The organism is Frankia alni ACN14a (genome assembly GCF_000058485.1).
GTDB lineage: Bacteria > Actinomycetota > Actinomycetes > Frankiales > Frankiaceae > Frankia > Frankia alni.
In genome coordinates this window covers 3896055-3920594 of the sequence record NC_008278.1, presented here as the reverse complement: position 1 = coordinate 3920594, position 24540 = coordinate 3896055, and the positions used below count along the sequence as shown (strand labels likewise).

The following is a 24540-nucleotide window of genomic DNA, read 5'->3' as shown; positions in this document are numbered from 1 at the left end:
GCTCCCTGTTCTCTTTTCCCTGACCGGCCGGCGACGGCGCCCGGCCGGCCGGCGTCGGTCGTCGCTGGCCTGGGCGCCGCCGCGATGGCCGACGCCCGGTCGATCGCTCCGGATGCTACCGACCGCGGCGCGCCGACGGCGGCCTCGGACGCCGGGCTCACGCCGGGCGCGAGCTCAGGCCGGGCACGGGACTCACGCCGGGCGCCGAGCTCAGGCCGCGCGCAGGGCGTCGCGCAGCGCCACCCGCGTCCCCGACCGCTTCACCGCGTTGCCGTACACCCGACCGGCCAGCCAGACCAGCACCGCGATCCACGCCAGGCTCAACGCCAACGCGACCAGCACCTGCCAGACCGCCACACTGCCGATCCCGATCACCATCGGCATCAGGATCGGCGCGAACAGCGGGACGATCGCCAGGGTCAGGATCAACCCGCTGTCGGGCGACGACGGCAGCACCGAGATGCCCAGCACGTACGGGATGAGGATCATGGCGATCATCGGGGCGGTCACCCCGCCGGCGTCCTCCTGACGCGACACCAGCGCCCCGGCGGCGGCGAACATCAGCGCGTACATCGCGAACCCGACGAGGTACCACAGCAGCGCCAGCGCCACCGATCCCACGGCGACCCCCGCCGGGATGTCGAGTCCCCCGGTGGCCAGCCCCAGCCCGATCCCGACCGCGCCGATCAGCGCGAGCTGGCCGAGGGCCACCACGCCGATCCCCAGCACCTTGCCCGCCATGAGCTGCCACGGGCGCAGGACGGCCAGCAGCAGCTCCACCACCCGGCTCGTCTTCTCCTCGATCACGCTCTGCGCCACCACCGGGCCGAAGATCAGCAACGAGACGTAGATCAGCCCACCGGCGAGCAGCCCGAGCACCAGCCGCGCGCCGTCCCGCTCGGGCCGCGGGCGCAGCGCGGTGACGGCGACCCCCGCCGTCGCGACCGCCCGGCCCACTGTCGCCGGATCCCCGCCGAGGGCGGAGATCTGCCCCTCCAACGCCGCCTGCCGGGCCGCGACGGTCAGCACGGACGTCAGCGAGTCGCCGAGCTCGGAGTCCACCACCACCCGGTAGCCACCGCCCGTCCCCGCGCCGCCATCCGTCCCCGCGCCGCCATCCGTCCCTGCAGCGCCATCTGTCCCTACAGCGCCGCCCGCCGTCGGCGGCGCCACCAGCACGAGGGCGTCGACGTCTCCGTCGAGCACCGCCTGCCGCCCGGCCGCGGCGTCGGCGTAGGTGCGCACCGCGACGTCGACGTCGAGCGAACGCGCCGCCGTCACGATGGCCGCCGCCTGCGTGCCGTCCGCCGCCGTCACCGCCACCCGCCGCGGGGACGAACCACCCACGGAGCTGGTCACCAGCACGCTCGCGGCGATCGCGACGACGAACAGCGCCGTGGTGATCTGGAACGCCCGCGAGCGCACCCGCGTGCGGACCTCCCGGCCGGCGACCAGGCGCAGCACCCGCCACGCCGCCAGCTCACCGTCCGCCTCAGCCATCGCCATCGCCGACCCCATCGCCGACGCCATCGCCAAGATCAAGTTCGGCGCCGAGACCAGCGCCGACCACGTCACGGAACAGCTCCGCCAGCGACGGCCGACGGGGATGGAACTCGCGCACCGGACCGCTCGCCAGCGCCGCACGCAGCACCGCCTGGTCGTCGGCGCCCGGCGCGAGCTCGAGCACCGTGCGAGACCCGTCCCGCCCACGCACCCGCACCCCGGCCAGCCCGTCCGCCCAGCCCGTCGGCGCGTCCGGGGCGTCCACGACGAGCCGCCCGCCGCCGGTGGCCCGCAGCTCGTCGACCGGTCCGCAGGCGACCATCCGGCCCGCCCGCACGATCCCGACCCGATCGCACAGCCGCTCGACGAGGTCGAGCTGATGGCTGGAGAACACCACCGGCACCCCGGCGGCGCGCCGCTCCCGCAGCACCTCGCTCATCACGTCGACCGCGACCGGGTCCAACCCGGAGAACGGCTCGTCGAGCACCAGGGCCACCGGATCGTGCACGAGCGCCGCGGCGAGCTGGACCCGCTGCTGGTTGCCGAGACTGAGCTTCTGCACCTCGTCGTCGCGCCGCGCGGCCACCCCGAGCCGCTCGGTCCACTGCGTCACCGCCCGGCGCGCGGCCGCCGGCCCCAGGCCGTGGAGCTGGGCGAGGTAGTGCAACTGCTCGGCGACCTTCATCTTCGGATAGAGCCCGCGCTCCTCGGGCATGTAGCCGATCCGCCGACGGGTACGCAGGGTCAGCGGCGCACCGTCGTAGCGGACCTGACCCGCGTCGGCCGTGACCACCCCGAGGATGATCCGCATCGCGGTCGTCTTGCCGGCACCGTTGCTGCCGACGAACCCGAACAGCTCACCGGCCCGCACCTCGAACGACATCGCGTTCAGCGCCACCACGTCGCCGTAGCGCTTGGACACGCCGTCGACCTCCAACGCTCCGCCGCCCATCCCACCCCCCTCCCGCGATCCCGCGCCTGGACCTCCACCGGGGACCACTCGGACGATCATCCTCCCAGCAGTCTGGTCGGCATGTCCGCCCGCACCCCCGATCCGTTGCCGGAGGGGTCTGCTGGTTGGTGGTCAGGTGCTTGTGGTGGTGGGTGTTGTTCATGATCAATTTTGGTCGACCGACTTCGTCAACGCCGTTGATTATCTTGTTCGACGCTGATCCGCACGCAAGAACCACCGGGGCAGTTCCTACCGGTACCCCGCGCCGAAGGGTCAGCTAGTCGATTGCGGTGTTTCTGCGGCACGATTCTGGTGCCGGTGGGTGGCGATAACCAGCAGCAGGAAGCCGGCGAGCCACAGGATGCCGCCGGCCGTGGTGCAGGTGCGAGTGGCGGCGGAGAAGCCGGCGAGGCGCGGAATCGTGTACAGGGGCACGGCGCTGTAGTACAGCAGCATGACCCAGCCGCGCGTGCGAATCGGCGCCAACCATGTACGCAGGCGGCGAGGCACATGGTTGGTGGCCAGGGCCAGTCCCGCGGGCAGCAGGGTGAGGGAGAACGTCGCCAGGCCGATCCACTGCCACACCATGCCGCGAGGACTCCTCTGCTGGGACGCCGTGCTCGTACGGTGGTCCGGGATGCGAGCCACAGCGACGATTGTCCCCGACTGCGGCCCTGGCGACCTATTTTCAGGCCTGGGCACCGCGGCCGTCCGCCGACGATTCGGTGCAACCATCTGATGTTCTGCTGGCCACTCCCCCGGCCGGTGCCGTGCGCCGTCAGCTCGGCGGGGCGAGCAGTCCCGCCAGGGTGAGGTCGACGAGTCGGCCGGCCTGCTCGGCGGACATCTGCTCGGCGATCCAGGCGGCGGCGTTCATCAGGGCGAAGATGTCGGCGCCCGTCGCCTCGCGGCGCAGCACGCCGGCCTCGCGTGCCCGCGCGATGAGCCGGTCACCGATGCCGGTCATCTCGACGCACGCCTGGTGCAGCTCGGAGGCCTCGTCGTCGACGCCCTCGGCGAGCACGGCGGCGAGCCCCTGGTAGGCCGCGGCATGCGCGATGACGGCGTGCACCCACGCGGTGAGCGCCGCGGCGGCACCGGGCTGGTCGAGCAGGTCCGCCCCGCGCGCGAACAGGGCGTCGTTGCGGTGGCGCAGCAGCGCGCCGAGCAGTGCGCGCCGGTTGGGGAAGTGCGCGTAGAGCGTGCCGATCGCCACGCCGGCGCGGCGGGCGACGCCCTCCAGCGAGGCGTTCGTGCCCTGGGCGCGGAACACCGCGTCGGCCTCGGCCAGCAGCCGCTCGCGGTTGCGCCGTGCGTCGGCGCGCGGCCGCCGCCCGGACTCGGTCATCCGCCCTCCCCGACCATCCACCTCGAACGACCATCCACCTCGAACGAGCGTCGGACCTCGAACAAAACATCCACCTCGAGCGACCATCCGATCTCGGTGGGCCAGCCGCCCCGACGGAACTTGAGGCCGCCTCAGAATATTATTCATGAGGCAGCCTCAGATTAACGGACGAGACCTTCGGGAGACACGGATGATCCTGGTAACCGGTGCGACCGGCTCCATCGGACGACCCCTCGTGCACCAGCTTCGGCAGGACGGGGCGGCGGTGCGGGCGCTGGTCCGCGACGAGGCGAAGGGTCGCGAGTTCCTCGTCGGCGACTTCGACGACCCGGCGTCGATCGTCGCCGCTCTGGCCGGGGTCGACCGCCTGTTCCTCAACGGCGCGGGGGCGCAGCCGGCCGACGGGGAGCAGCCGATGGTCCGCCAGCAGAAGTCGATCATCGATGCGGCGGTCGCCGCCGGCGTCGAACGGGTGGTGAAGGTGTCGGTCTGGCAGGCCCGCGAGGGCGAACGGCTCGCCGGGGGCGCCCACTGGCAGATCGAGCAGCACCTCAAGGCGTCGGGGCTGGGCTGGTCGATCCTGCAGCCCAACGGCTTCATGCAGAACTTCATCACCGGGCAGGGCTCCTTCACCGCCGACGGGAACCTCGTCGGCGCCTACGGCGACGCCGCGGTCTCCTACATCGACTGCGCGGACATCGCCGCCTGCGCCGCCGCGCTGCTGACCGGCCGAGCCGGCGACGGCGAGACCTTCCTGCTCTCCGGGCCCGAGGCCCTGACCTATGCGCAGATCGCCGAGAAACTCTCCGTCGCGCTGGGCCGGACCGTGCGCTACGTGAACCTGACCGTCGACGAACTGATCGCCGCGCTGACCGCCCAGGGGCTGCCACCCCAGTTCGCCGAGGACGTCGCCGTCCTCACCCAGGGGCTGGCCGGCGGCATCGCCGCGCCGACGACCACGGCGGTGCGCGACCTCACCGGCCACTCCCCCCGCACCTTCGACGAGTTCCTGGCCGCCCACCACGGGGCGCTGACCGCCCTCGCCTCAGCGTCGCGCCGCTGACCGGCCTCGCCGGTGCCCCGTCTGGCCGACCCGCAGAATCCCGGCCAGACAGGGGCCAGATCGTGCCGAGGGCTCGGTACACAGAACGCCCGCGGGTGTCGTCAACATCGTTGATTATCTTGGTCAGAACTTGGAGCCTGGAGCATGGTCATCGGCTGCTACCGCTCCCGACCCGGTCGCGTCGATGCGGGTGCCGGCTCGGCTCATCAGCGCGAAGAGCCGATCGAGCTCGACCCGGTCTTTGGGTGGAAGAGAAGCGAGAAGGTCGTCCTGCATAGCCCGGAAGGAGCTGTCGAGCCGAGCAAGAAGCGTCCGACCTGCCGCCGGTATCTCGAGCTTGTTGCGGCGTGAATCGGCAGGATCCGGTCCGCGACTACCCGCTGACAATCTCGCCGAGGACCTGAAGGAGCTGCGCGTGCGGCGCGCCCAAATCCGCCATCCGCTCTCACCGACCCAGCAGGGCGCCGCCGTTGACGTGCAGGAACTGGCCGGTGACGTAGCCGGCCTCCGGCAAGGCCAGGTACCGGATCGCCGTGGCGACGTCGAGGGGCTCACCGACCCGGTTCACCAGCGTCTGCGCCGCGCGCCGTTTCCGCTCGTCGTCATCGACGTCGGCGCCGAAGAACTCGGTCCCCGCAACGAACCCGGGGACGACAACGTTCGCCGTCACCCCGCGCGGGCCGAGTTCGCTCGCGAGGGCGAGATTCCACCCGTGCAGCATCGCCTTCGCCGCCCCGTAGGAGCCGTTGCCGCGTATCGCGGCGAGGCTGCTCACGGTCACGACCCGCCCGCCGGGCGACCGCAGGCGGTCGCTCAGGGCGGTGGTCAACAAGACAGCCACCAACACGTTGTTGTGAAAGTCGGCCGTCCAGCGCTCGGCCACCGCCGTCAGATCGCTGCCGGTGAGCCCCACGCCCCGGGCGCCGGCATTGTTCACCAGGACGTCGACAACCTCGGGCAGGTCGCCGACCGCGGTCTGGACACTGAGTGGGGAGCGCAGGTCACACACGACCGGGTGCGCCTGAGGCCCGAGCTGGTCGGCCGTGGCGGCGACGACCGCTTCGCGCCGACCCAGAAGGTACACCTCCGCTCCTTCGGCCACGAACAGCTCGGCAGTGGCCGCACCAATCCCGGTACCCCCGCCGCCGATCACCACAATACGCATTCGAATATTCCTCGATCACCAGGCCAGAAGTGACATTCGGCTTCTCGGTCGAGATCCTTTCACAGCTGGGCAATCGTCGCCCAGGAGCAGGCTCTTCGTGGAGCGCGCGGATGACCGAGCCAACACCACTGTCGTACCTCGTTCGTCAACTGCCGTACGGGTATAGGGTCGGCGACCCGATCGATCTCGTAGCCGTATGGGGGGAAGGCCGTCGGGTTGTCAGCGCTCGCCCGGAGGCGCAGGTTCAGGCCAGGTAGGTGAGGAGGTGGATGCCGGCGCCACCGGCGGCGGCGAGGAGGGCGCCGGTGGGGTGCCAGGCGACGCCGACGAGTGGGCCGGTGACGCGTAGCGCGCAGTGGTAGGTGCCATTCGTGACGTTCCAGAGTCGGATCACCCCGTCGCTGCCGGCGGTGGCGAGAATGGTGCCATCTGGGGAGAACGCGCAGCTTTCCACCCAGTGCGTGTGACCCATGAGGACGTGGCTGACCTCGCCGGTGTCGACCTGCCACAGGCGTACGGTCGTGTCGTCGCTGGTGGTGGCGAGCAGGGAGCCGTCGGGAGAGAACGCGCAGGCCGTCACCGCGTCCGTGTGTCCGATCAGCTGCGCGCGTTTGGTGCCGTCCGACACGTTCCACAGGCGTGTCATTCCATCCCCGCTGCAGGTGGCGAGCACCGTTCCGTCCGGGGAGAAGTCGCAACAGTGAACGGTGTTCTGGTGGCCGTCCAGCACGGCCACCAGAACACCGTCGGTTACCTGCCACAGACGCGTCGTCCGGTCGAGGCCGCAGGTGGCGAGCAGGGCGCCATCCGGGGAGAATGCGCAGCTGCGCACCCAGCCGGTGTGGCCGCGCAGGCGAAGTCGTTCCTCGCCTGTACGTATCTCCCACAGCCGGGTGGTGCCGTCGTTTCCGGTGGTGGCCAGCAGCGTGCCATCTGGAGAGAAGGCGCACCCGCGAATTCCGCCGGCCTGGCCGTCGAAGTCGCGGATCTCGGTCCGGTCGGAAACCTGCATCACCCGGACGGCGCCGTTGACCATGCTGGCGGCCAGCAGGGTACCGTCCGGGGAAAACGCACACCGGTTCATCCGGGAGGTGCGGCCGGTGACCGAGAATCGCAGCGAGGCCGCGGCGACGCTCCAGGCCCGGATCGTCTGGTCGTGACCAACGGTGATCAGCGTGCGGCTGTCCGCCGAGAACGCGCAACCACGCACGGCACCGCCGTGACCGGCCAGGGCTGCATGTTCGGTCGTCTCGCAGACGTTCCAGAGCCTGGCTGTTCCGTCATGGCCGCCGGTGGCCAGGATCTGGCCGTCCGGGGAGAAGACGCACTCCCACAGCCGGCCGCTGTGCCCGGTCAGCACCGCCTTCTCCGAGCGTTCGGCCAGGTCCCAAAGCCGGGCGGTCTGGTCGTCACTGACCGTGGCGACCAGTGTTCCGTCCGGGGAGATGGAGCAGGCTCGGACAGTGGCGCCGTGGCCGCTCAGCACGCCAGCCGGTGTGCCGTCGGCGCTGTCCCAGATCCGGACAAGCCCATCGCTACCGGCCGTCGCCAACCATCGGCCGTCCGGTGCGAAGGCGCAGCTCCACGCACCGCCGGAGTGCCCCTCGACGGACCAGCGTGCCTGAGCGTCGGCGACGCCCCACAGCCGAACGATGCCGTTCTGAGCTGTGGTGGCGAGGACCGCGCCGTCGGGCGAGAAGGCACAGCAGGTCACCGCGGCTCGATGAGACAGCACCGACCGCGTCGCACCGGACTCGACGTCCCACAGACGAACGACGCCGTCGTTGCCGGCTGTCGCGAGCGACGTGCCGTCCGGGGAGAACGTGCACCTCCAGATCGCGGCGGTATGCCCTGCCAACACTGCGCGGACGGTCATAGCAGCGAGATCCCGGATCTGCACCGTGCCATCGTCACTGGCGGTTGCCAGGACGCTGCCGTCCGGCGAGAGGGCGCAACTGTAGATGCCGCCCGCATGACCGGTGGGAGGTGAAACGGCCGACTGGTCGGGCAGGTCAGGTGGCGGCCAGGCGGGTTCGAGTCGCGGTCGGGCCAGCGCGGCGCGGTAGCGATCCAGCATGCTGCCCAGCTCGGGTAGCCCATACAGCCTGCTGGCCAGGATTGCGCCGAGGGCATGCGGCGGGTCGATCGGGCCCATCAGGTGGGCGGACTGTCGCAGTCGCCGGGCCAGGACAGCGGTCGGCTCAGTGGCCGCCAGAGCGAGGTCGGCCTCGACGCCGACGACGGTGCCCATCTGCCGGGTTTTGGCCTCGGTCCACCGCAGGTCGGCGACGAGCGCGACGAAGGCGTCCCTGCGGCCGGCCTCCGCCAGGTGGTGGGGTAGATACCGCCACAGATAGCCAAGATCACCTGGAAGAGTCCACCAGGCCGGACGGCCGTCCTCGGCCGGTTCGCTCAACAGACCGGCGGCCGCGTCGACGAGCCGCGCATGCACGCGGGGCTCCTCCTGAACATGCTGGCGCAGGTAGGCGCGGATCACATCGTGCAGGATCAGCCGCGGGCCAGGTGAGTCCAGCCGGTAGTCGGCGACCAGGCCGAGGCCAGCAAGGTTCTCGCACAGCGCGTCGACCCTGCAATCCGGCCAGAGCAGTGCCAGGACGTCCAGGGGAATGTCCACGTCCTCCGGGAAGACGGCCAGGCCGAGGTAGCGCTCGCGGTCGCGCGGCGTGAGCAGGCTCAGGCTTGCCTCGATGGTCGCGGCGACCGCACGCCCCCGGGTCTCCGGCCGTGCCGGGTCGAGCGCGGCCGGCCCGTGCGTGGCAAGCATGTCCAGCACGTCCTCGGCAGCATCGTCGGGCCCTCGTCCACGCGCCACCTGCCTGCGCAGCATGCCGTTGACCAGGTTCAACAACACCGGCCACCGCCCGGCCACCGCCGCCAGCCGATCCGCCACCGCGGCGGCCATGGCCTCGATCTCGTTACCGACCAGCATGCGGGCCTGGTCCCCGGACATGACATCCACCGCGACCAGCGCCCAGTCCGGCGACAGCGCATCCGCAACGCGGGTGGTCACCAGCCGGGAGCAGGCGCGACCACCAAACCGGAACGGCCGCAGCTGGGCTGCGTCCCAGGCATCGTCCATCACGAGAAGTACTGGTTCCCGCACGTCGTCGAGTAGACGGCCCAGCTCCGCGCCAGCCGCCTCCGGATCGGAGATCTCCGGCCGGCGGCCCGCGAGAATGAACGCCAGATCGTTGATCCGTCCGGCGAGGTCCGCGCCCCGTGCCTGTTGGCCCAACGTCACCCACAAAAGGCCGCCAGGGAAGCGGCGGTCGATCTCCTCGTGATGGGCCGCCCAGGTTGCCAACGTCGTCTTACCGAACCCGCCCGCGCCCACCAACACGGTGGTCCGCCCGGGACCGACCGGACCGGTCGCGAGCAAAGCACCGATCAACCGGTCGCCCAGCTCGGGACGCTCCACCATCCGGTCCAGCGGCGGCGCCATCCACGGACGTGGCCGAGCAGTCACTTCACCGCGCCCCGACGGGTAGACCCGCACGGCATCCGCCGGCAGCTGCGTACGCAGCTCGTACAGCGACTGCAGCACCGCCTCGCCCAGTTCGTCGGCCGTGGACACCGCCCTGACCACTACATTCGACTGGCGAAGACGCTCACGGAACCCATCCACCGCGTCCGCGTTTCGGTCCATGAGCGACCGTGGCACCACCGCATTCTCGTCCAGCAGAAAGACGAGCCGCGGCAACCCGGCCGCCGTGGCGGTACGAAACTCCAGCTCCGTGTACGACACACCCACCGGGTCGTTCGGCGCCAGATCGTCAGGTACGAGCGAGCCATAGCGGAAACCCACGACCGCCAGGTAGACATCACACTGCCGCACCTGCTGTCGACAGTACTCTGCCGGGGGCTGCTCCCCCGCCGGAAACTGCGCCATCTGCACCGGCCGCGCGCCGGCCCGCAGGACCGCATCAACCGCCGCCCGCACAAACGACCGGACCTGCGGGTACTCGGCCAGCTCGCTGGTGTGACTCACAAAGACGCTACCCACAGAGACCACAACCGGCAGATTACCGTGATCGCCGCAGCTCGATGAGTCCAGGGATATCCGGCGAATCACCCCCTCGAGAGCGGGGAGGGCTTCCCCACCAACGTCTACGTCCGCGAGGACGCTGTCCTGCCCGCACTGGACACGTGGCTCGCCCGCGCCCTGTCCCGCCCCCACTCACCGACACCATCAATCGGCGGCCTGCGGTCCCTGATCGCCTTTCGCCGGAAGCGGCGGGGGCGGGTGCCGGGCCCAGCCGGGGCGGCCCGCGGAGCTCATGCGGGGGGCGGGACGCGGTCGGCCACGAGGATGCGGCCGTTGCGCAGCGAGCGGCGGTGCTGGATCGGGGTGCCGAGGTCCTGGGCGAGGGTGAGCAGGGAGTCGTCCCGGGTGACCGCGAAGCCGCGGACGCCGACGGCGCGGCGCAGCGCCGCCGGTGTCCACACCGAGCGGTTCGGCTCGCGGGTCATCGGATTCGCCTGCCTGGACAGGGCGCTGAGCAGGCGCGCCGCCCCTCGGCCGAGCGGCGCCGAGGGTGCCGGGGTGTGGTAGTGCACGATCAGCCGGCTGCCCGCGGCGGAGCGGTCGCCGACGATCCGCAGGGTGCGGGCGACCTCGCCGCGGGTGAGGTAGGGGACGACGCCCTCCCAGATCCAGATCGTCGGGACCGACCGGCGGTGGCCCGCGGCGGCCAGCGCCGCGGCGAGGTCGTCCCGGCTGAAGTCCACGGGCACGAAAAACGGCGGCGTCCCCGCCGGCGCCAGCTCCCCGGCCCGCTCGCGTTTGTCGCGCTGCGACGCCGGATGGTCGACCTCGAACACCGGCGTGGCGGCGAGCTCCGCCATCCGCCACGCCCGCCCGTCCAGCCCCGCCCCCAGGATCACGACCTGCGCCGCGCCAGCGGGCACCGGGTCGGCCGCGCCGACCACGCCGAGGGCCGCATCAGAGGCGGGTAACGCCTGGCGCACGGCGTCGTCGATCGCGACGGTGCGCGGCGCCATCACCTCGCCACAGGCGCGCACCATCTCGAAGGTCAGCCGCGGCCCCCAGCCCGCCGGCGTGGCCCCGGACCGCACCTCCTCGACGATGCCCCGCTCGGCGGCGAGCAGGAACGCCATCGCCGTCGGATCGTCGAACCGGCCGGGGGCGAGCCGCTCGTGGGCGACGGCCCGTCCCTGGCAGACCATCACCGCCGTGCGGCTGGCGCCGCCCGTGCCGCCCATCGGCCGATGGCCTCTCCCCCGCGGCCGTCCCGCGGCAGAGCCCTGTGCCCTCATCGCGCACCTCCCTCGCCCTCCCCCGCCGTCCGCGGCCCACTCCGCCAGGCGGCCCGCGCATCGACGACGCGGGAGTTCCGGCCCTCATCGTCGCAGCTTGCACGACCCGCCGGCCCGGTCAGGGTCCCTTCACACCACCTCGGGCGGCCCGTCCCGCTCACCGCCCGCCGCGGGCCCGCGGCCGTCGGGCTGCGGATGGCGGCGGTGGTCTCCGCCGGCCAGCACGAAGATTCCACTGGCCACGGCGAGGACGATGGCGACGATCCGCCCGGCGGTGTCGTCGAAGATCCCACCGATGGCATCGAAGATCTGCACGACCGCGGTGCTTCTCGACGGCGATGATCACTAGACGGCGGTGCCTTCCCGACCGCGGTGCCTGGTCGGCGGAGCGTGGGATATCGGCGGCGGAAGCGGGCAGAGAGCCGAAGGCCAACGTCATCCGCGGGGCCGGCAGGGGCGGTCGGAACCGGCGGCGGCGGACGGCGCGCACGCAACCGCGACGGTGTGGAGGTGGCATGCCCGGCAAGGACAGCGGCGGGTTGGGGACGATCCGCACGGCGATTCCGGCCCGACTCGACCGTCTTCCCTGGGCCCGGTTCCACTGGATGATCGTCATCGGGCTGGGAACGGTGTGGATCCTCGACGGGCTCGAGGTGACGATGGTGGGCGCGGTGGGTTCGCGGCTCACCGAATCGGGCAGCGGAATCTCGCTGTCCGCCTCCGACATCGGCACCGCGGCCGCGATCTACGTGCTCGGCAGCTGCCTGGGCGCCTTGTTCTTCGGTCAGCTCACCGACCGTTTCGGCCGGAAAAAGCTGTTCTTGCTGACCCTGGGCGTCTACATCGTGGCGACGACGGCGACCGCGTTCTCGTGGGCGCCGTGGTTCTTCTTCCTGACCCGGTTCCTCACCGGCGCCGGAATCGGCGGTGAATACGCGGCCATCAACTCGGCGGTCGACGAGCTGATCCCGGCGCGGGTGCGGGGACGGGTCGACCTGCTCATCAACGGCTCCTACTGGCTGGGTTCCGCGGCGGGCTCGGCGCTGACCGTGTTCTTCCTGTCCGAGCGCCTCTTCCCGACCGAGATCGGCTGGCGGCTCAGCTTCGGCCTCGGCGCAGTGCTCGGACTGGTCATCCTCGTCGTGCGCCGGCACGTGCCGGAAAGCCCGCGCTGGCTGTTCATCCACGGCCACGCCGACGACGCCGAACGGATCGTCGGCGACATCGAACACACCGTCGAGGCCGAGACGGGCACCCGGCTCGCCAGCCCGGACAGGCAGATCACCGTCCGCCAGCGCACGGTCATCCCGCTGCGGACGATCGCCTCGACGGCGTTTCGCACCTATCCCCGCCGCGCGGTACTGGGACTGGCGCTGTTCGTCGGCCAGGCCTTTCTCTACAACGCGTTCACCTTCGACCTGGGCACGATGCTGACGACGTTCTACGGGGTGAGCTCGTCGGCGGTGCCGGTGTTCCTCGTCGTCTACGCCCTGGGCAACTGCGCCGGCCCGCTGCTGCTCGGCCGGCTGTTCGACACCGTCGGACGCAAACCGATGATCGCGGCGACCTATCTGGCCGCGGCCGCGCTGGCGGTGCTGCTCGCCGTGCTGTTCGCCGGCGGCGCGCTGACCGCGTGGACGTTCCTGCTGCTGGTGGCGGTCACGTTCTTCTTCGCCTCGGCGGGGGCGAGTTCGGCGTACCTGACGGTCAGCGAGATCTTCCCGATGGAGACCCGGGCGCTGGCGATCGCGTTCTTCTACGCCGTGGGCACCGCCGTCGGCGGCATCACCGGCCCGCTGCTGTTCGGTCACCTCATCGACACCGGCCGCACCGGGCCGGTGATGGTCGGTTTCCTCGTCGGCGCGGCGGTGATGGCGGTCGGCGGTGTCGCCGAGCTGCTGTTCGGCGTGGACGCGGCCGGCCGTTCCCTGGAGGACATCGCCGCTCCGCTCACCGCCGCCCCCGACGCCGCCGACGCCGACGTCGACGCCGCGGCCGGTGAGAAGGGTGAGAAGGGTGAGAACGGCGGCGAGCCGTACCCCGACGAGCCGACCCGTGCCGGCGGCGCGGACCGGTCCGGGCTGCCGGGCGCGGCCCTGGCATCTCCCGGGAGGGCCGGGTCCGCGTAGCGGCCCGGGCGCGTCGGCCGCCGTCGCGCCGCCCTCGCTTCCAGGGGCGGGCATGTGCCGACACGCCGCGCACGCCCGCCCCAGGAAGCGCCCGCATCCCGGCGGCGGGGATGCGGGCCACACACACCAGACCTACCGGGCCCGCGGCCCCGCGTCGCGCTGAACCGGCACCCGCACGCCGCCGGGCGGCGTCGATCGGCCGAGCTCGGTGAGCTCCGCCAGCCACAACTGGGCGAGACGCTCGTGGTTCGGCACACTGTCGCTGGCCGCGAACGTGATCCCGATGCGGTCCCCAAGACCGAACAGCGCCACCGACAGGTGCTGGCGTCCGACGAGCAGCGGCCCCGTGCCGATCAGGTCGGTGACCGTGCGTCCGGCGACGGCCAGCGGCCCGCGGATCGTGCGGGCGTTGGTCGCCACCATGGCCAGCTCCCGGGTGCGACCCCCGAAGCTCGCCGCATACGACAGCATGCGGGGGGTGGCCCGCGCCGCCACGGCGGGGAAGTGGTGATGCTCCACCACGCCCATCCCGCCCTCCTTGAGTCGACGGGTCACCTTGGCGATACGGGCCAGCCGCCGGGCCGGCTCCGGTTCTCCGCACGGCAGCGCGATCCGCACTCCCGAGGTGTAGTTCGACAGCACGTTCTGGTCGGCGGCGATGCGGATACTGACGGGCATCAGCGCGTGGACGGGCCGGGAGTCCTCCCGCCACTCCGGCAGCGACCACGATCGCACCGCCCCGGCGAGGGCGGCCAGGTAAACGTCGTTGACCGAGGCGTCGTGCCGGCGGGCGACGTCCCGCATCGGCCCGAGCTCGGTGGTGATCCAGGTGTGGCGCGCCGGACCCACCGGCTGACCGCCCCAGGCGTCCAGGACGCGCGTCGGCGACAGGCAGCTCAGACCCCGGCTGACGAAACGCAGGTAGTCGCCGGCCTGCGGACGGGGAATCGACGCGGGCAGTCCCAGGTCGGGCTCGTCCTCGCCACCGAACAGCAGGTGCAGCGACCGGTAGAGGGCCGCGCCGTCCTGGGCGATGTGGCTGGTCCGGTAGACGACCACGGCGCCCGCGGTCCCCCGCTCGCACAGCAGATAGAGCATCCACGGCTGGGCGCTGGTGTCGACGGGACGCCTGGCGATCGCGTCGATGGCGGCACGGATGCGCCGGTCACCGATCGCGTCGCCGCCGAGCAGGCCGGCGACCTCCGCGGCACTCGGCAGCTCCATGGCGACGACGCGCTCGTCGACCTTCATCTCCGGGTCGCTGACCCAGTGGGTCTCGTGCACCGTGGAGCGGCGGTCGGCCGGGCGGACCGTGACCGTCTCCAACCGGTCGGTCAGCATCCGCGCCCGTGGTGCCCGCAGCCGTTCGGCGACGTGGGCCCGCAGGTCCGTCAGCTCCACCGGCCCGTCGAGGAACAGCACCGCGCCGACATCCTGGTATTCACCGGGATTGAGCCGGTGGAAGGCAAGATAGGCGCGGTCCCCCGCGGTCAGCGGGCGGGCGAACGCCCGGTTGTAGCCGGTCTTCGAGACCGTGTCGAGGAGGGTCATCAGGCGCGCCCCCAGCCCGTCGCCGGGCATTGGGTGCAGGCCTTGACAACGCGATCAACAATGTTAGCAGATCGACGCACGGATGCGTCGTGGATACCTGTACCCATGTACCTGTTTATCCGCGGGCCGATCAGCCCATCCAGCCTTGTGTCGTACGTCTCCACACGGATGGGCAGGATGGGCGAGAACGATCCCGCCGGAGGGCACGACCAGCACGATAAATGCAGGTGGGCGCGGGTCCGGAACGGTACCGACACCGGGCCGGGACATCAACACGAATGGGCTACGGTGCTACCGCGACCGGGGTTACACGAATTCCCTCGATAGACGCGTGCCCATTCCTGGCCGGTGCGATCGGGGGATACCCGGACCCTTGCGAGGTGGCCGTCGTGAAGATGCGTCGCGATGGTGCGTGGCCATGGTGCGTCGTGCGGATGCGCCGTGAGAGGCGCCGTGAGAGGCGCCGTGCGGATGCACAGTGAGAGGCGCCGTGCGGATGCGCCGTGAGAAGGCGAGGTGGGACGAGCCACCCTCGCGGTGCCGGTAGCGTGGCGGGATGGACGCAGCCCCGGCGACCCCCTCCGGGCACGACGAGGCCGGCGACTCGCCGTTGGCCCGCCTCGAGGTGGCGCTGTCGGCCCTGGTGCGCTGGAGCGAGAGCAGGCACATCCGGCTGCAGGTGACGCGGCGGTCCGGCTGCGAGCTGTCCGCCAGCGAGCTGCGGCTGCTGGAGCACTTCGACGCCGCCGGGCCCATGCGGGTCTCGGACATCGCCTCGTGCCTGCACATCGACATCTCCACCGTCTCGCTCCAGCTGCGCGCGCTGCGCCGCGACCACCTGGTGGAGCGGCTCGCCGACGCGCAGGACCGCCGGGTGGCCGTGATCATCATCACCGCGAAGGGGCGCGAGGTGGTGCGCCGGGTACGACTGGCCCGCCGCGAGCTGCTCGGCGAGGTCTTCGCCCAGACCGGGACGGTCGACCTCGACCAGGCGGCGCGGGTCCTGCTGCAGGTCCAGACCCACATGCGCCAGGGCGTGATCGACGGTGCCGGCGGCGGGTCGTCCCCGGCCTGACCTGCGCGTCGTCCACGGTTGCGCGGTCCGATGACCGGCACGGTTGCACGACGTCGGGCCGGGATGCTTTTATTCATCAAAATTGTCGGGAAGGCGATGGGCGCAGCCGGAGAGGGGACGCGATGAGGACGATGGTGATCACCGGCGGAACCGACGGCATCGGTCGGGCCCTGGCGGACGTCCATCTCCACCGTGGCCACGCCGTGCTCGTCGTGGGCCAGAGCGCCGAGAAGGGTCAGCGGTTCCTCGACGCCGCACGCGAGCTCGGCGCCGGCGACCGGGCCCACTTCGTGCGGGCGGATCTGAGTCTGATCAGCGAGAACACCCGGCTGCTCGAGGAGATCGGTCGGGTCTTCCCCGCTGTCGACGTCCTGGTGCTGGGTGCGCGCTACCACCGGTCGGTGCGCACGGAGACGCCCGAGGGCCTGGAAAGCAATTTCGCGCTGTTCTACCTGAGCCGCTTCCTGCTCAGCCACGGGCTGGCGGCGTCGCAGGAACGCGCCGAGACACCGATCGTCCTCAACGTCGCGGGGCCGGGGGGAACGGGACCGGTCCAGTGGGACGACCTGCAGCTGCGCCGGCACTACCTCGGAACGGGGGCACTGGGCCACGGCGGTCGGCTCAACGACCTGCTGGGCGCCGGATTCGCCACCGTGCACCCGGACAGCCGGATCAGGTACATCCTGTTCCATCCGGGCGTCGTGTCGACCAGCTTCGCCGGGGAGTACGACCGGGTCACCGCCGCGCAGGTCGCCGGGCTGAAGGTGTCCGGCAAGTCGGTGGCCCAGAGCATCGACCAGATTCTGCCCTGCCTCGACCGTCCCCCGGCCGAGCCCCTGAGCGCCTTCGTGGAGGGCAGGCGCCTCGACGTGGACACCCCGTACTTCGACCGCGATGACGCGGCCCGCCTCCACCAGATCACCGAGAAGCTGCTCAGCGCCTGATCCACCCGCGCACACGGCGGCGACCCACTCATCCGAGCTCGTCGCGCAGCTCCCAGACGAAGCGCTCCAACCCGGCGACGAAGGCCTCGGCCTCGGGCGCCGACCAGCCGACCAGGCGGCGGCCGAGCAGCTCGGCGAGACGCCGGCGCAGCAGGCCGACCACCTCCTCGCCGTCCTCGGTGAGGCTGAGCAGGGTGCCGCGCGCGTCCGGGTCGGGACTGCGCCGCAGCAGGCCCCCGGCCTCCAGCCGGCTGGCATACCTGCTGGTACCCGACCGGTCCAGGCCGATCTCCCGACCGAGCTGCACCGCGTTCGCCGGGCCCATCCTGGCCAGTCCGCTGAGCAGCGGATACGACGAGATGTCGAGCCCGCGGCCGATCCCGGCGACGAGGTCGGCATACAACCCGAGCCTCGTCCGCCGCTGGAGCAGCTCACCGAGGGCTGCCTCGAGGCGTTCTCCGCGTTCCGTCTCCACTCGCCCAGGTTAGCGTGCAAGTCGCACGGGAATCGGCTAGCCTCCCCTCGAAGCGTGCGATTTGCACGCCCGAACGTGCAGACACGTCGCGGGGAGTCGCCATGGTCCAGCAGGCCAGCCCGCCGCTGGTGACGGCGGAGCCGGGGAAGGCCGACAGTCGCCTGGTCGCCGCACTGCTGCTCGGCGCCGTGCTGCCGCTGCTCGACAGCACCATCGTCAACGTCGCCCTCGATCGCCTCGCCACCGCCTTCGACGTGTCGGTCACGACCATCGGCTGGGTAGTGACGGGCTACGCGATGGCCGCCGCCGTCGCCATCCCCGGCACCGGCTGGGCCGTGCGCCGCTGCGGCGGACGCCAGGTCTGGATGGCCGCGCTACCTCCAGGTCGTCGGCTACTTCCCACTCGCCACCGGCACGGTGCTCGCCCTGCAGGGAGTCGGCGCGTTCGCCGCCCGTTCCGCCAGCAGGCGACTGACCTCGCGGCTGGGTACCCGGACAGTGGTGCTGGCCGGGCTCGCCCTGGCCGCCGCCGGCACCCTTCCCTTCGGCGTCACCGACGGGCCGGCCGACGCAGTACTGCTCGCGGCCGGCCTGCTCGTGCGCGGCGCGGGAATCGGCATCGTCACGGTCCTCACCCTCGCAGCGGCCTACCACGGCCTGAGCCGCCACGAGATCGGCCACGCCAGCGGGGCGAGCCGGATCCTGATCCAGCTCGGCGGCGCTCTCGGCGTCGCCGGAGTCACGACGCTCCTCGCCGGCCAGCTCGGCTCCCCCGGGGCGCCGACCCACGTCGCCTTCGCGCACACGTTCTGGCTGCTGATCGCCAGCATCCTGGTCGGGCTGCTGCCCGCCCTCGCGCTTCCCGGACGAGCCGCCGAGGATGGCTGACCCGGGCGGCCGACGGGTGTGACCGAACGCCGGGTGGGCGGGAATCCGGGGGCCGGCCGGCATCGTTACGCTGCCCTTGTGAGCGAACATTTCGACGTAGTGGTGCTCGGTGCGGGTCCGGGCGGGTATGTGGCCGCGATCCGGGCCGCCCAGCTCGGTCTGACCACGGCCGTGGTCGAGGAGCGGTACTGGGGCGGGGTGTGCCTGAACGTGGGCTGCATCCCGTCGAAGGCGCTGCTGCGCAACGCCGAGCTCGTGCACACCCTCACCCACGAGGCCAAGACGTTCGGCATCTCCGTCGACGGATCGATCACGGTCGACTACGGCGCGGCGTTCCAACGCAGCCGGAAGGTCGCGGACGGCCGGGTCAAGGGCGTCCACTTCCTGATGAAGAAGAACAACATCACCGAGTACTCCGGGCGCGGCACGTTCGTCGACGACCACACCCTGTCGGTCACCGGCGCGGACGGCGCGACCAGCACGGTGACCTTCGACCACGTCATCATCGCCGCCGGCGCCACGCCGCGACTGCTGCCGGGCACGTCGCTGTCCGAGCGGGTGGTCACCTACGAGCAGCAGATCCTCAGCTCCGAACTGCCGCGCAGCATCGTCATCGCGGGCGCCGGGGCGATCGGCGTCGAGTTCGGCTATGTGCTGCGCAACTACGGCGTCGACGTCACGATCGTCGAGTTCCTCGACCGGGTGGTGCCGCTGGAGGACGCCGAGGTCTCCGCCGAACTCGCCAAGCACTACAAGAAGGCCGGCATCACGATCCTGACCTCGACCCGGGTCGACTCGATCGACGACTCCGGCGACACGGTGAAGGTCACCGTGACCGGCTCCGACGGCGTGTCGAAGGTGCTGGAGACGGAGAAGGTGCTCCAGGCGATCGGCTTCGGGCCGAACGTCACCGGCTACGGGCTGGAGAACACCGGCGTGGCGCTGACCGAGCGCGGCGCCATCGACGTCGACGGCTACTGCCGCACCAACGTCCCGCACATCTTCGCCATCGGCGACGTGACGGCCAAGCTCATGCTCGCCCACGCCGCCGAGGCCATGGGCATCATCGCCGCGGAGACGATCGGCGACGCCGAGACCTACCCGCTGGACTACGTGATGATCCCGCGGGCGACGTACTGCCAGCCGCAGGTCGCCAGCTTCGGCTACACCGAGGCGCAGGCCCGCGACGCCGGCTACGACGTGAAGGTCGCCAAGTTCCCGTTCTCGGCCAACGGCAAGGCGCACGGCCTCGGCGAGACCGCCGGCTTCGTGAAGATCCTCAGCGACGCGAAGTACGGCGAGCTGCTCGGCGCGCACCTCATCGGCCCGGACGTCACCGAGCTGCTGCCCGAGCTCACCCTCGCCCAGCGCTGGGACCTCACCGTCGCCGAGCTCGCCCGCAACGTCCACGCCCACCCGACGCTCGGCGAATCGGTCAAGGAGGCGCTGCACGGCCTCGCCGGCCACATGATCAACTTCTGATCCGGCCGGTCCCTCAGCGCAGCGGTGGCGGCGGCTCGGCGGAGACGCCGACCGCCTCAACGCGATCACCCTCGTCGACGCGCGTCACCTGCGCGCCGACGGCATCACCGCGAACGCCCTGTCCCCCGGCTTCTGCTCCACCGACCTCAACGGCCACACCGGCCACGACACCGCCGACGAGGGCGGCGCCCGCATCGCCGCCCAGGTGCTCGCCCGCCACGAGGAAGGTTCAGGCCTGTTCCTGAGCGAGAAGGGTGGCACCTGTCCCTGGTGACCGCGTGGACCGCTCGCCGTCAGGGGAGAGGCCCTGGTGCCGCGTCCCGCCGAGCGCGGCATGCCGGCTGTCCAGAGGGCATCGGTGTCCGATTTATCCCTCCGGATAGGCGACAGCGGCCGACGCGGGCCTTCCGCACTCCGCCAACTTGATCACAGGAAGATGCTCGGACTAACGAGCCCCGGTGGCCGCCGGTCGGCGCGGGCGGAAGAGGACGGTGGGGGTGTCCGCGCCGGGGCGGGCGTGGAAGGCCGCACGGACGGGTTGGCCGACCTTCGCCTCCCCCGGCGCAACCCCGTCGAGCCGGCCGGGCAGCCGGATCCCCTCGTCCAGGGTGACCAGCGCGAGGACGTACGGCGGGCGGCCGGCGAAGGCGGGCACGCTGGGATGGCGGATGACGAGGTAGCTCTCGACGACGCCGGTGCCGGCCGCCGGCGCGAAGTCGGTCGGCCCCGCGCAGTGCCGGCAGCGTTCCGGGCGCGGTGGCAGCCAGCTCCGGCAGTCGAGGCAGCGGGACAGCACGAACCGGTCCTCGCGCAGCGCGGCCCACAACGGGCCGGTGCCGTCCTCCTCGTCCTCATTCTCGGATGGTGGCCCGGGCGATACCGCGCGATCCCCTTCACCCGCCGCGTCCCCGCGTTCGGCGTCCTCACCCGACGTGACTGGCGCGCCTTCCGCTGCTGCCGGTGCCGTCCCGGCCGCGGCCTCCCCGGAACGGTCTGCCACCGCCGGCAGAACCGCGGCCCGCACATCCCCGTCGAGGTCCGCCCCGGTGGCAGAGCGGGCGGTCCTGGCAGGCGCGCCGCTGTCCCCCGCGTCCGGGCGGTCCGGGGGGTCCGCGGCCTGCCGCGGTTCCGCCCGGTCCGCTGGCGGCGGCGATTGCGCGTTCCACGAATCCGCACTCGGCGTGACCACACTCGGCGAATCCACCCTGGGTGCGGCCACGGTCAGCGAGGCCGCGGTCGGCGGGTCCGCGCTCGGTAGGGCCCCGATCGGCGGGTCCGCGTTCGGTGGCGCCGCGTTCGGTGGCGCCGCGTTCGGTGGGGCTGCCGGCGACCCGCCGCGGGTGTCGGCGGTCGCGGGGGGTGGGGCGGGTGTGGGAGACGGCGGGGTCGTGGTTCGGGTCGAAGGGATGATCCTGACCGACGGGACTCTGGTGGACGGGTGGATGGCGGGCGGAGAGCCGGCCGAGGACGGGTCCGGCGGGCGGGCGACCGGGCGAAGGACGCGCACATGGGGTTGACCGCTGATCATCTGCTCCGCACCGCCGTTCTCACGATCCTCCGACTGTCGCCGGCGCCGTCGGGGCCCATCCCCGCCGGTGACGAGCGTCGCCGCGGGCTCGCCGCCCCTGCCGGCGGCCAACGCCCGACCACGCCCACCACACCATGGTGGTTCATCCGATGGAGCTACGCCTCAAACACGGACTCCCCGTGCGAATCCGATCGGGCAGGCACGCGGGCGTGCCGCAAGAAGGGCCCGCCGGTGGCGGGCAGGTCGACCCGGTCGACCGTCTATCCTGGATCACAGATCCTGGACCGCGGCTTTCGGTTCACGGCTTTCGGTTCACGGTTTTCGGGTCACAGCTTTCGGGTCACAGCTTGCGGGTCACAGCTTGCGGTTCACACAGCGTGGATCAGGGTGTTCGAGTCACGATTTCGGATCGTATTGCGTCGCCGACGTCACGTGCGTCAGGGCCCGGGTTGCCGGCAGGACGCCGGGTACACCGCCCGGGTGGCGCCGCGAAGGGGGATGCCGGGGTGGTGGCGGTGGCGATTGTGAGCCCCGGCGCGATGGGCTCGGCGCTGGGGCGCGGCTACGCCGAAGGCGGCGCCCGGGTCCTGGCCTGCGTGGCGGGCCGCTCGCAGCGGACCCGCGCGCTCGCGGACGGGCTGGATCTCGTCGACTCTCTCGACGCGGCGGTCGAGGCGGCGGACGTCGTGCTGTCGGTGGTGCCGCCGGGCGAGGCCCTCGCCGTGGCCGGGGCGATCCGCCGGTCGGCCGCCGCGGCGGGGGTGACCCCGCTGGTCGCCGACCTCAACGCGGTCTCCCCGGCGACGCTCGCGCGGGTGGGGCAGGCCCTGGGCGGGCTGGACCTCGTCGATGGGTCGATTTCCGGGCCGCCGCCGCGGGCCGCCTCCACGCGGGCGCGCACCCGGCTGTACCTGAGTGGTCCGCGGGCCGGTGAGATCGCCGCGCTGGCCCATCCTCGGCTCGAACCGCGCGTCCTGGCGGGTCCCGTGGGTGCCGCGAGCGCGCTGAAGATGAGCACGGCGAGCCTCTACAAGGGACTCGCCGCCCTCTTCCTGCAGGCGACCGCGGCGGCGCAGCGGGCCGGGGTGCTCGACGCGATGCTCGACGACGTGGCGCCGACGTTCCCGGCCCAGGTCGCCGAGCTCGGATCGTGGCTCGCGCTGTCGGCGAGCAAGGCGGACCGCTACGTCACCGAGATGCGGGAGATCGCCGCGACCCAGGCCGCCGCGGGCCTGCCGTCGGAGCTGTTCGAGGCGATGGCCGTGGTGTGGGAGCGGGTCGCGGGCTCGCCGCTCGGTGCGCTGAGCCCGGAGCAGGCCGCCGGCGTGACGGACGCCGCCGCGGTGATCCGCGCCCTCGGCCTGCCCGCCGCCGGGTTCCCGCCCGAGACCTGAGAACCGAACCCGAACGCGAACCGAGCCCGACCCCGAACCGAGACCGAGACCGAGACCGGCTGGCTGTCCCACCCCGGCGCCCGGACCCGCAACCCGCGCGGTGGGTGCGGGCACGACGTGCACAGCCGGCGCCGCGTCCGCGCGTCGGAGTTCAGCCGGCGCCGACGAGGCGGGCGAGCTCGGCAGCGATCTCGTGCGGTTCGCGGCCGTCGGTGTCCACGACGTGCCCGACGCGGCGGTAGACGTCGTCGCGGGCGGCGAACATCTCGTTCAGGGTGCTCAGCAGGTCGCCGTCGAGCCAGGGCCGGCCCTGGCCGCGGCCGACCCGGCGAGCCAGGGTCCGCGGGGTCGCCCGCAGGTAGACGACGCGGCCGGCGTCGACGATGCGGCCCAGGTCGTCGGGGTTGTCGGCGATGCTGGCCGCGACCCCGGCGACATACGGCGCCGGGGTGTCGAGCAGGGCGTGAAGCTGGCGCGACTCCTGGTCGTGCAGGGCCGCGCGGCCCAGGTCGGCCAGGGCGGGCGCGTCGAGTCCGGTCCGCTGCTGGAGCAGGGCGTCGTTGTCCAGGTAGGGCCGGCCGAGCCGGGCCGCGAGCGCCCGGCCCACCGTCGACTTGCCCGATCCCATCAGCCCGACGAGGAAGATCCGCTCGCTGCCGTCGCCGCCGGCGGCGGCGCTCCGCTCGGCAGCCGGTACGGACCGGGATGACGACGACATGGGACCCGTGTACCCACCCGCGGAAGCGGGTGAACACGGCACGAGGGCATCGACCGCGCTAAGTGGCCGGGGCGGGGCGAGACCGGCCGGGACGGGGCGTCACCCGATGAGACGCGGCCAGGACAACCACAAAGGGGTGACCGGCGATTCCTTATGGCTCGTTTTTCCGTATTACATTGTGCCGCCGACGCCCATTCGGGACGCTTCCGATTGTGGTGTCTGATGCCCGGAGCTGGGTGCAGACATTCTCATTCAACGTCGGCTTGGCGCTGGCCGAACCAGCTGCGGTAGCGTCCCTCTCGCGCCCTCAGCGCGTTCGGATAATGACCGGAAGGATCACAAGAATGACCCAGCAGGACCAGCAGCAGCAGCGCCAGCAGGTGGAGCAGCAGCTGCGCCAGAACTGGCGGCAGATCCGCTACCGCATCCTTGACCAGTTCGGTCAGGTCAGCACGGCGGATCTCGACGCCGCGACCGACATCGAGGACCTCGTCGCGCGCATTGCCGACAAGACGCACCACAGCGAGCGCTACGTCGAGAACCGCCTGCGCGAGCTGGCGGGCGTCGGTGGCGGCCAGGGCGGAATCGGCGGCCAGGGCGGAATCGGCGGCTCCGGCGAGCGCTTCGGCGGCGGCCAGCAGGGTAACCAGGGCAACCTCGGAAACCAGGGGAACCAGGGCCAGCCGTTCGGTGCCCAGCAGTAATCTGGTAACCCGGTCCGACCAATCCTGGCGCGCCGTTCAGTAACCGGCGCGTCGCGCAGCTTTCCTTTCGCTACTCGGCGCGCATGCTCAGCGCGCGCCGAGTAGCGATCTGAGCTCCAGCAGATCGTCGATCAGCTTGGCCGTCTCCGCGTTCCGGGGAAGCCGGCGGAGTTCTTCCAGCATCGCGTCGGTCTGCGCCATGCTGGGAATATCGTCAACGGACGCGGCTATCGCCACGATTTCGGCGTCGGGACAAGCTCCTGTCTGCATGCCTCAGAGTTGCACACGGGCATTCACTCAAAATTAACTCAGGATTCCTCCGC

22 protein-coding genes and 1 pseudogene are annotated in these 24540 nt (G+C 71.8%); 9 read left to right on the top strand and 14 right to left on the bottom strand.

The features are described from left to right. Window positions 1-210 precede the first annotated feature (210 nt). The 4 genes from FRAAL_RS15840 to FRAAL_RS15825 form a co-directional block, all read right to left on the bottom strand. The gene (locus FRAAL_RS15840) at window positions 211-1500 is read right to left on the bottom strand and encodes an ABC transporter permease (protein WP_011604763.1); all 1290 of its coding nucleotides are present in this window, start codon (window positions 1498-1500) and stop codon (window positions 211-213) included. Further along, window positions 1493-2455: an ABC transporter ATP-binding protein gene (locus FRAAL_RS15835; protein WP_083866807.1), complete on the bottom strand. Its 963-nt coding sequence runs from the start codon at window positions 2453-2455 to the stop codon at window positions 1493-1495. The genes FRAAL_RS15840 and FRAAL_RS15835 overlap by 8 nt, the downstream gene beginning before the upstream one ends. Window positions 2456-2728: 273 nt before the next feature. Further along, window positions 2729-3043, bottom strand: coding sequence for a hypothetical protein (locus tag FRAAL_RS15830; protein ID WP_041939375.1), 315 nt, complete (start codon window positions 3041-3043; stop codon window positions 2729-2731). Between the two features lie 190 nt (window positions 3044-3233). Then, the gene (locus tag FRAAL_RS15825; RefSeq protein WP_011604760.1) at window positions 3234-3803 is read right to left on the bottom strand and encodes a TetR/AcrR family transcriptional regulator; all 570 of its coding nucleotides are present in this window, start codon (window positions 3801-3803) and stop codon (window positions 3234-3236) included. Between the two features lie 190 nt (window positions 3804-3993). Between FRAAL_RS15825 and FRAAL_RS15820 the strand changes: the two genes are divergently transcribed. Beyond that, entirely contained in the window at window positions 3994-4866 is an 873-nt protein-coding gene (locus tag FRAAL_RS15820) for an NmrA family NAD(P)-binding protein (RefSeq protein WP_041939374.1), read from the top strand. Window positions 4867-5311: 445 nt separating this feature from the next. On the opposite strand, the gene FRAAL_RS15815 is transcribed toward FRAAL_RS15820, so the two are convergent. From FRAAL_RS15815 to FRAAL_RS15800, 4 genes are all read right to left on the bottom strand, one after another. Beyond that, window positions 5312-6031, bottom strand: a complete 720-nt coding sequence (locus FRAAL_RS15815; RefSeq protein WP_050997141.1) for an SDR family NAD(P)-dependent oxidoreductase — start codon at window positions 6029-6031, stop codon at window positions 5312-5314. 244 nt (window positions 6032-6275) lie between these two features. Further along, window positions 6276-10040 carry a WD40 domain-containing protein gene (locus FRAAL_RS15810; RefSeq protein WP_041939372.1) on the bottom strand — a complete coding sequence of 1255 codons (3765 nt, stop codon included), beginning with the start codon at window positions 10038-10040 and terminating at the stop codon, window positions 6276-6278. Between the two features lie 287 nt (window positions 10041-10327). Further along, window positions 10328-11275, bottom strand: coding sequence for a class I SAM-dependent methyltransferase (locus FRAAL_RS15805; RefSeq protein ID WP_041939371.1), 948 nt, complete (start codon window positions 11273-11275; stop codon window positions 10328-10330). A gap of 183 nt (window positions 11276-11458) precedes the next feature. Next, window positions 11459-11644 (bottom strand): hypothetical protein, encoded by a 186-nt coding sequence (locus FRAAL_RS15800; RefSeq protein WP_011604754.1) that lies wholly within the window; start codon window positions 11642-11644, stop codon window positions 11459-11461. Window positions 11645-11844: 200 nt separating this feature from the next. Here FRAAL_RS15800 and FRAAL_RS15795 point away from each other — a divergent pair, with 200 nt between their 5' ends. Next, window positions 11845-13458: an MFS transporter gene (locus tag FRAAL_RS15795; protein ID WP_041939370.1), complete on the top strand. Its 1614-nt coding sequence runs from the start codon at window positions 11845-11847 to the stop codon at window positions 13456-13458. 132 nt (window positions 13459-13590) lie between these two features. Here FRAAL_RS15795 and FRAAL_RS15790 read toward each other — a convergent pair whose 3' ends face one another. Further along, window positions 13591-15009 (bottom strand): WS/DGAT domain-containing protein, encoded by a 1419-nt coding sequence (locus FRAAL_RS15790; RefSeq protein WP_372665300.1) that lies wholly within the window; start codon window positions 15007-15009, stop codon window positions 13591-13593. A 556-nt stretch (window positions 15010-15565) separates the two neighbouring features. Here FRAAL_RS15790 and FRAAL_RS15785 point away from each other — a divergent pair. After that, window positions 15566-16084: a MarR family winged helix-turn-helix transcriptional regulator gene (locus FRAAL_RS15785; RefSeq protein WP_011604750.1), complete on the top strand. Its 519-nt coding sequence runs from the start codon at window positions 15566-15568 to the stop codon at window positions 16082-16084. A gap of 122 nt (window positions 16085-16206) precedes the next feature. Beyond that, window positions 16207-17028, top strand: coding sequence for an SDR family NAD(P)-dependent oxidoreductase (locus FRAAL_RS15780; RefSeq protein ID WP_041939369.1), 822 nt, complete (start codon window positions 16207-16209; stop codon window positions 17026-17028). Window positions 17029-17056: 28 nt separating this feature from the next. Here FRAAL_RS15780 and FRAAL_RS15775 read toward each other — a convergent pair whose 3' ends face one another. Further along, window positions 17057-17503 carry a MarR family winged helix-turn-helix transcriptional regulator gene (locus tag FRAAL_RS15775; protein WP_041939368.1) on the bottom strand — a complete coding sequence of 149 codons (447 nt, stop codon included), beginning with the start codon at window positions 17501-17503 and terminating at the stop codon, window positions 17057-17059. Window positions 17504-17884: 381 nt separating this feature from the next. Here FRAAL_RS15775 and FRAAL_RS15770 point away from each other — a divergent pair. Together FRAAL_RS15770 and lpdA are read left to right on the top strand one after the other, a co-directional pair. Continuing rightward, window positions 17885-18391, top strand: a pseudogene (locus FRAAL_RS15770) (MFS transporter); the annotation flags it as partial. A 78-nt stretch (window positions 18392-18469) separates the two neighbouring features. Continuing rightward, a complete protein-coding gene (gene lpdA / locus FRAAL_RS15765; RefSeq protein ID WP_041940589.1) occupies window positions 18470-19873 on the top strand; it encodes a dihydrolipoyl dehydrogenase in 1404 nt (467 codons plus the stop codon). Between the two features lie 13 nt (window positions 19874-19886). Here lpdA and FRAAL_RS33075 read toward each other — a convergent pair whose 3' ends face one another. Both FRAAL_RS33075 and FRAAL_RS15755 read right to left on the bottom strand, forming a co-directional pair. Next, a complete protein-coding gene (locus FRAAL_RS33075) occupies window positions 19887-20093 on the bottom strand; it encodes a hypothetical protein (RefSeq protein WP_041939367.1) in 207 nt (68 codons plus the stop codon). A 225-nt stretch (window positions 20094-20318) separates the two neighbouring features. Beyond that, the gene (locus FRAAL_RS15755) at window positions 20319-20873 is read right to left on the bottom strand and encodes a Zn-ribbon domain-containing OB-fold protein (protein ID WP_231861706.1); all 555 of its coding nucleotides are present in this window, start codon (window positions 20871-20873) and stop codon (window positions 20319-20321) included. Between the two features lie 181 nt (window positions 20874-21054). Between FRAAL_RS15755 and FRAAL_RS33555 the strand changes: the two genes are divergently transcribed. Then, a complete protein-coding gene (locus tag FRAAL_RS33555; RefSeq protein WP_011604744.1) occupies window positions 21055-21390 on the top strand; it encodes a hypothetical protein in 336 nt (111 codons plus the stop codon). Window positions 21391-21916: 526 nt separating this feature from the next. Beyond that, entirely contained in the window at window positions 21917-22795 is an 879-nt protein-coding gene (locus tag FRAAL_RS15745) for an NAD(P)-dependent oxidoreductase (RefSeq protein ID WP_011604742.1), read from the top strand. A 151-nt stretch (window positions 22796-22946) separates the two neighbouring features. Here FRAAL_RS15745 and FRAAL_RS15740 read toward each other — a convergent pair whose 3' ends face one another. Further along, entirely contained in the window at window positions 22947-23513 is a 567-nt protein-coding gene (locus FRAAL_RS15740; protein WP_011604741.1) for a shikimate kinase, read from the bottom strand. Window positions 23514-23857: 344 nt separating this feature from the next. On the opposite strand from FRAAL_RS15740, the gene FRAAL_RS15735 reads away from it, so the two are divergent. Beyond that, window positions 23858-24217 (top strand): hypothetical protein, encoded by a 360-nt coding sequence (locus FRAAL_RS15735; RefSeq protein ID WP_011604740.1) that lies wholly within the window; start codon window positions 23858-23860, stop codon window positions 24215-24217. Window positions 24218-24304: 87 nt separating this feature from the next. On the opposite strand, the gene FRAAL_RS36115 is transcribed toward FRAAL_RS15735, so the two are convergent. Further along, on the bottom strand, window positions 24305-24487 hold the full coding sequence (locus FRAAL_RS36115) for a hypothetical protein (protein ID WP_041939365.1): 183 nt from the start codon (window positions 24485-24487) through the stop codon (window positions 24305-24307). Between the last annotated feature and the right edge of the window lie 53 nt (window positions 24488-24540).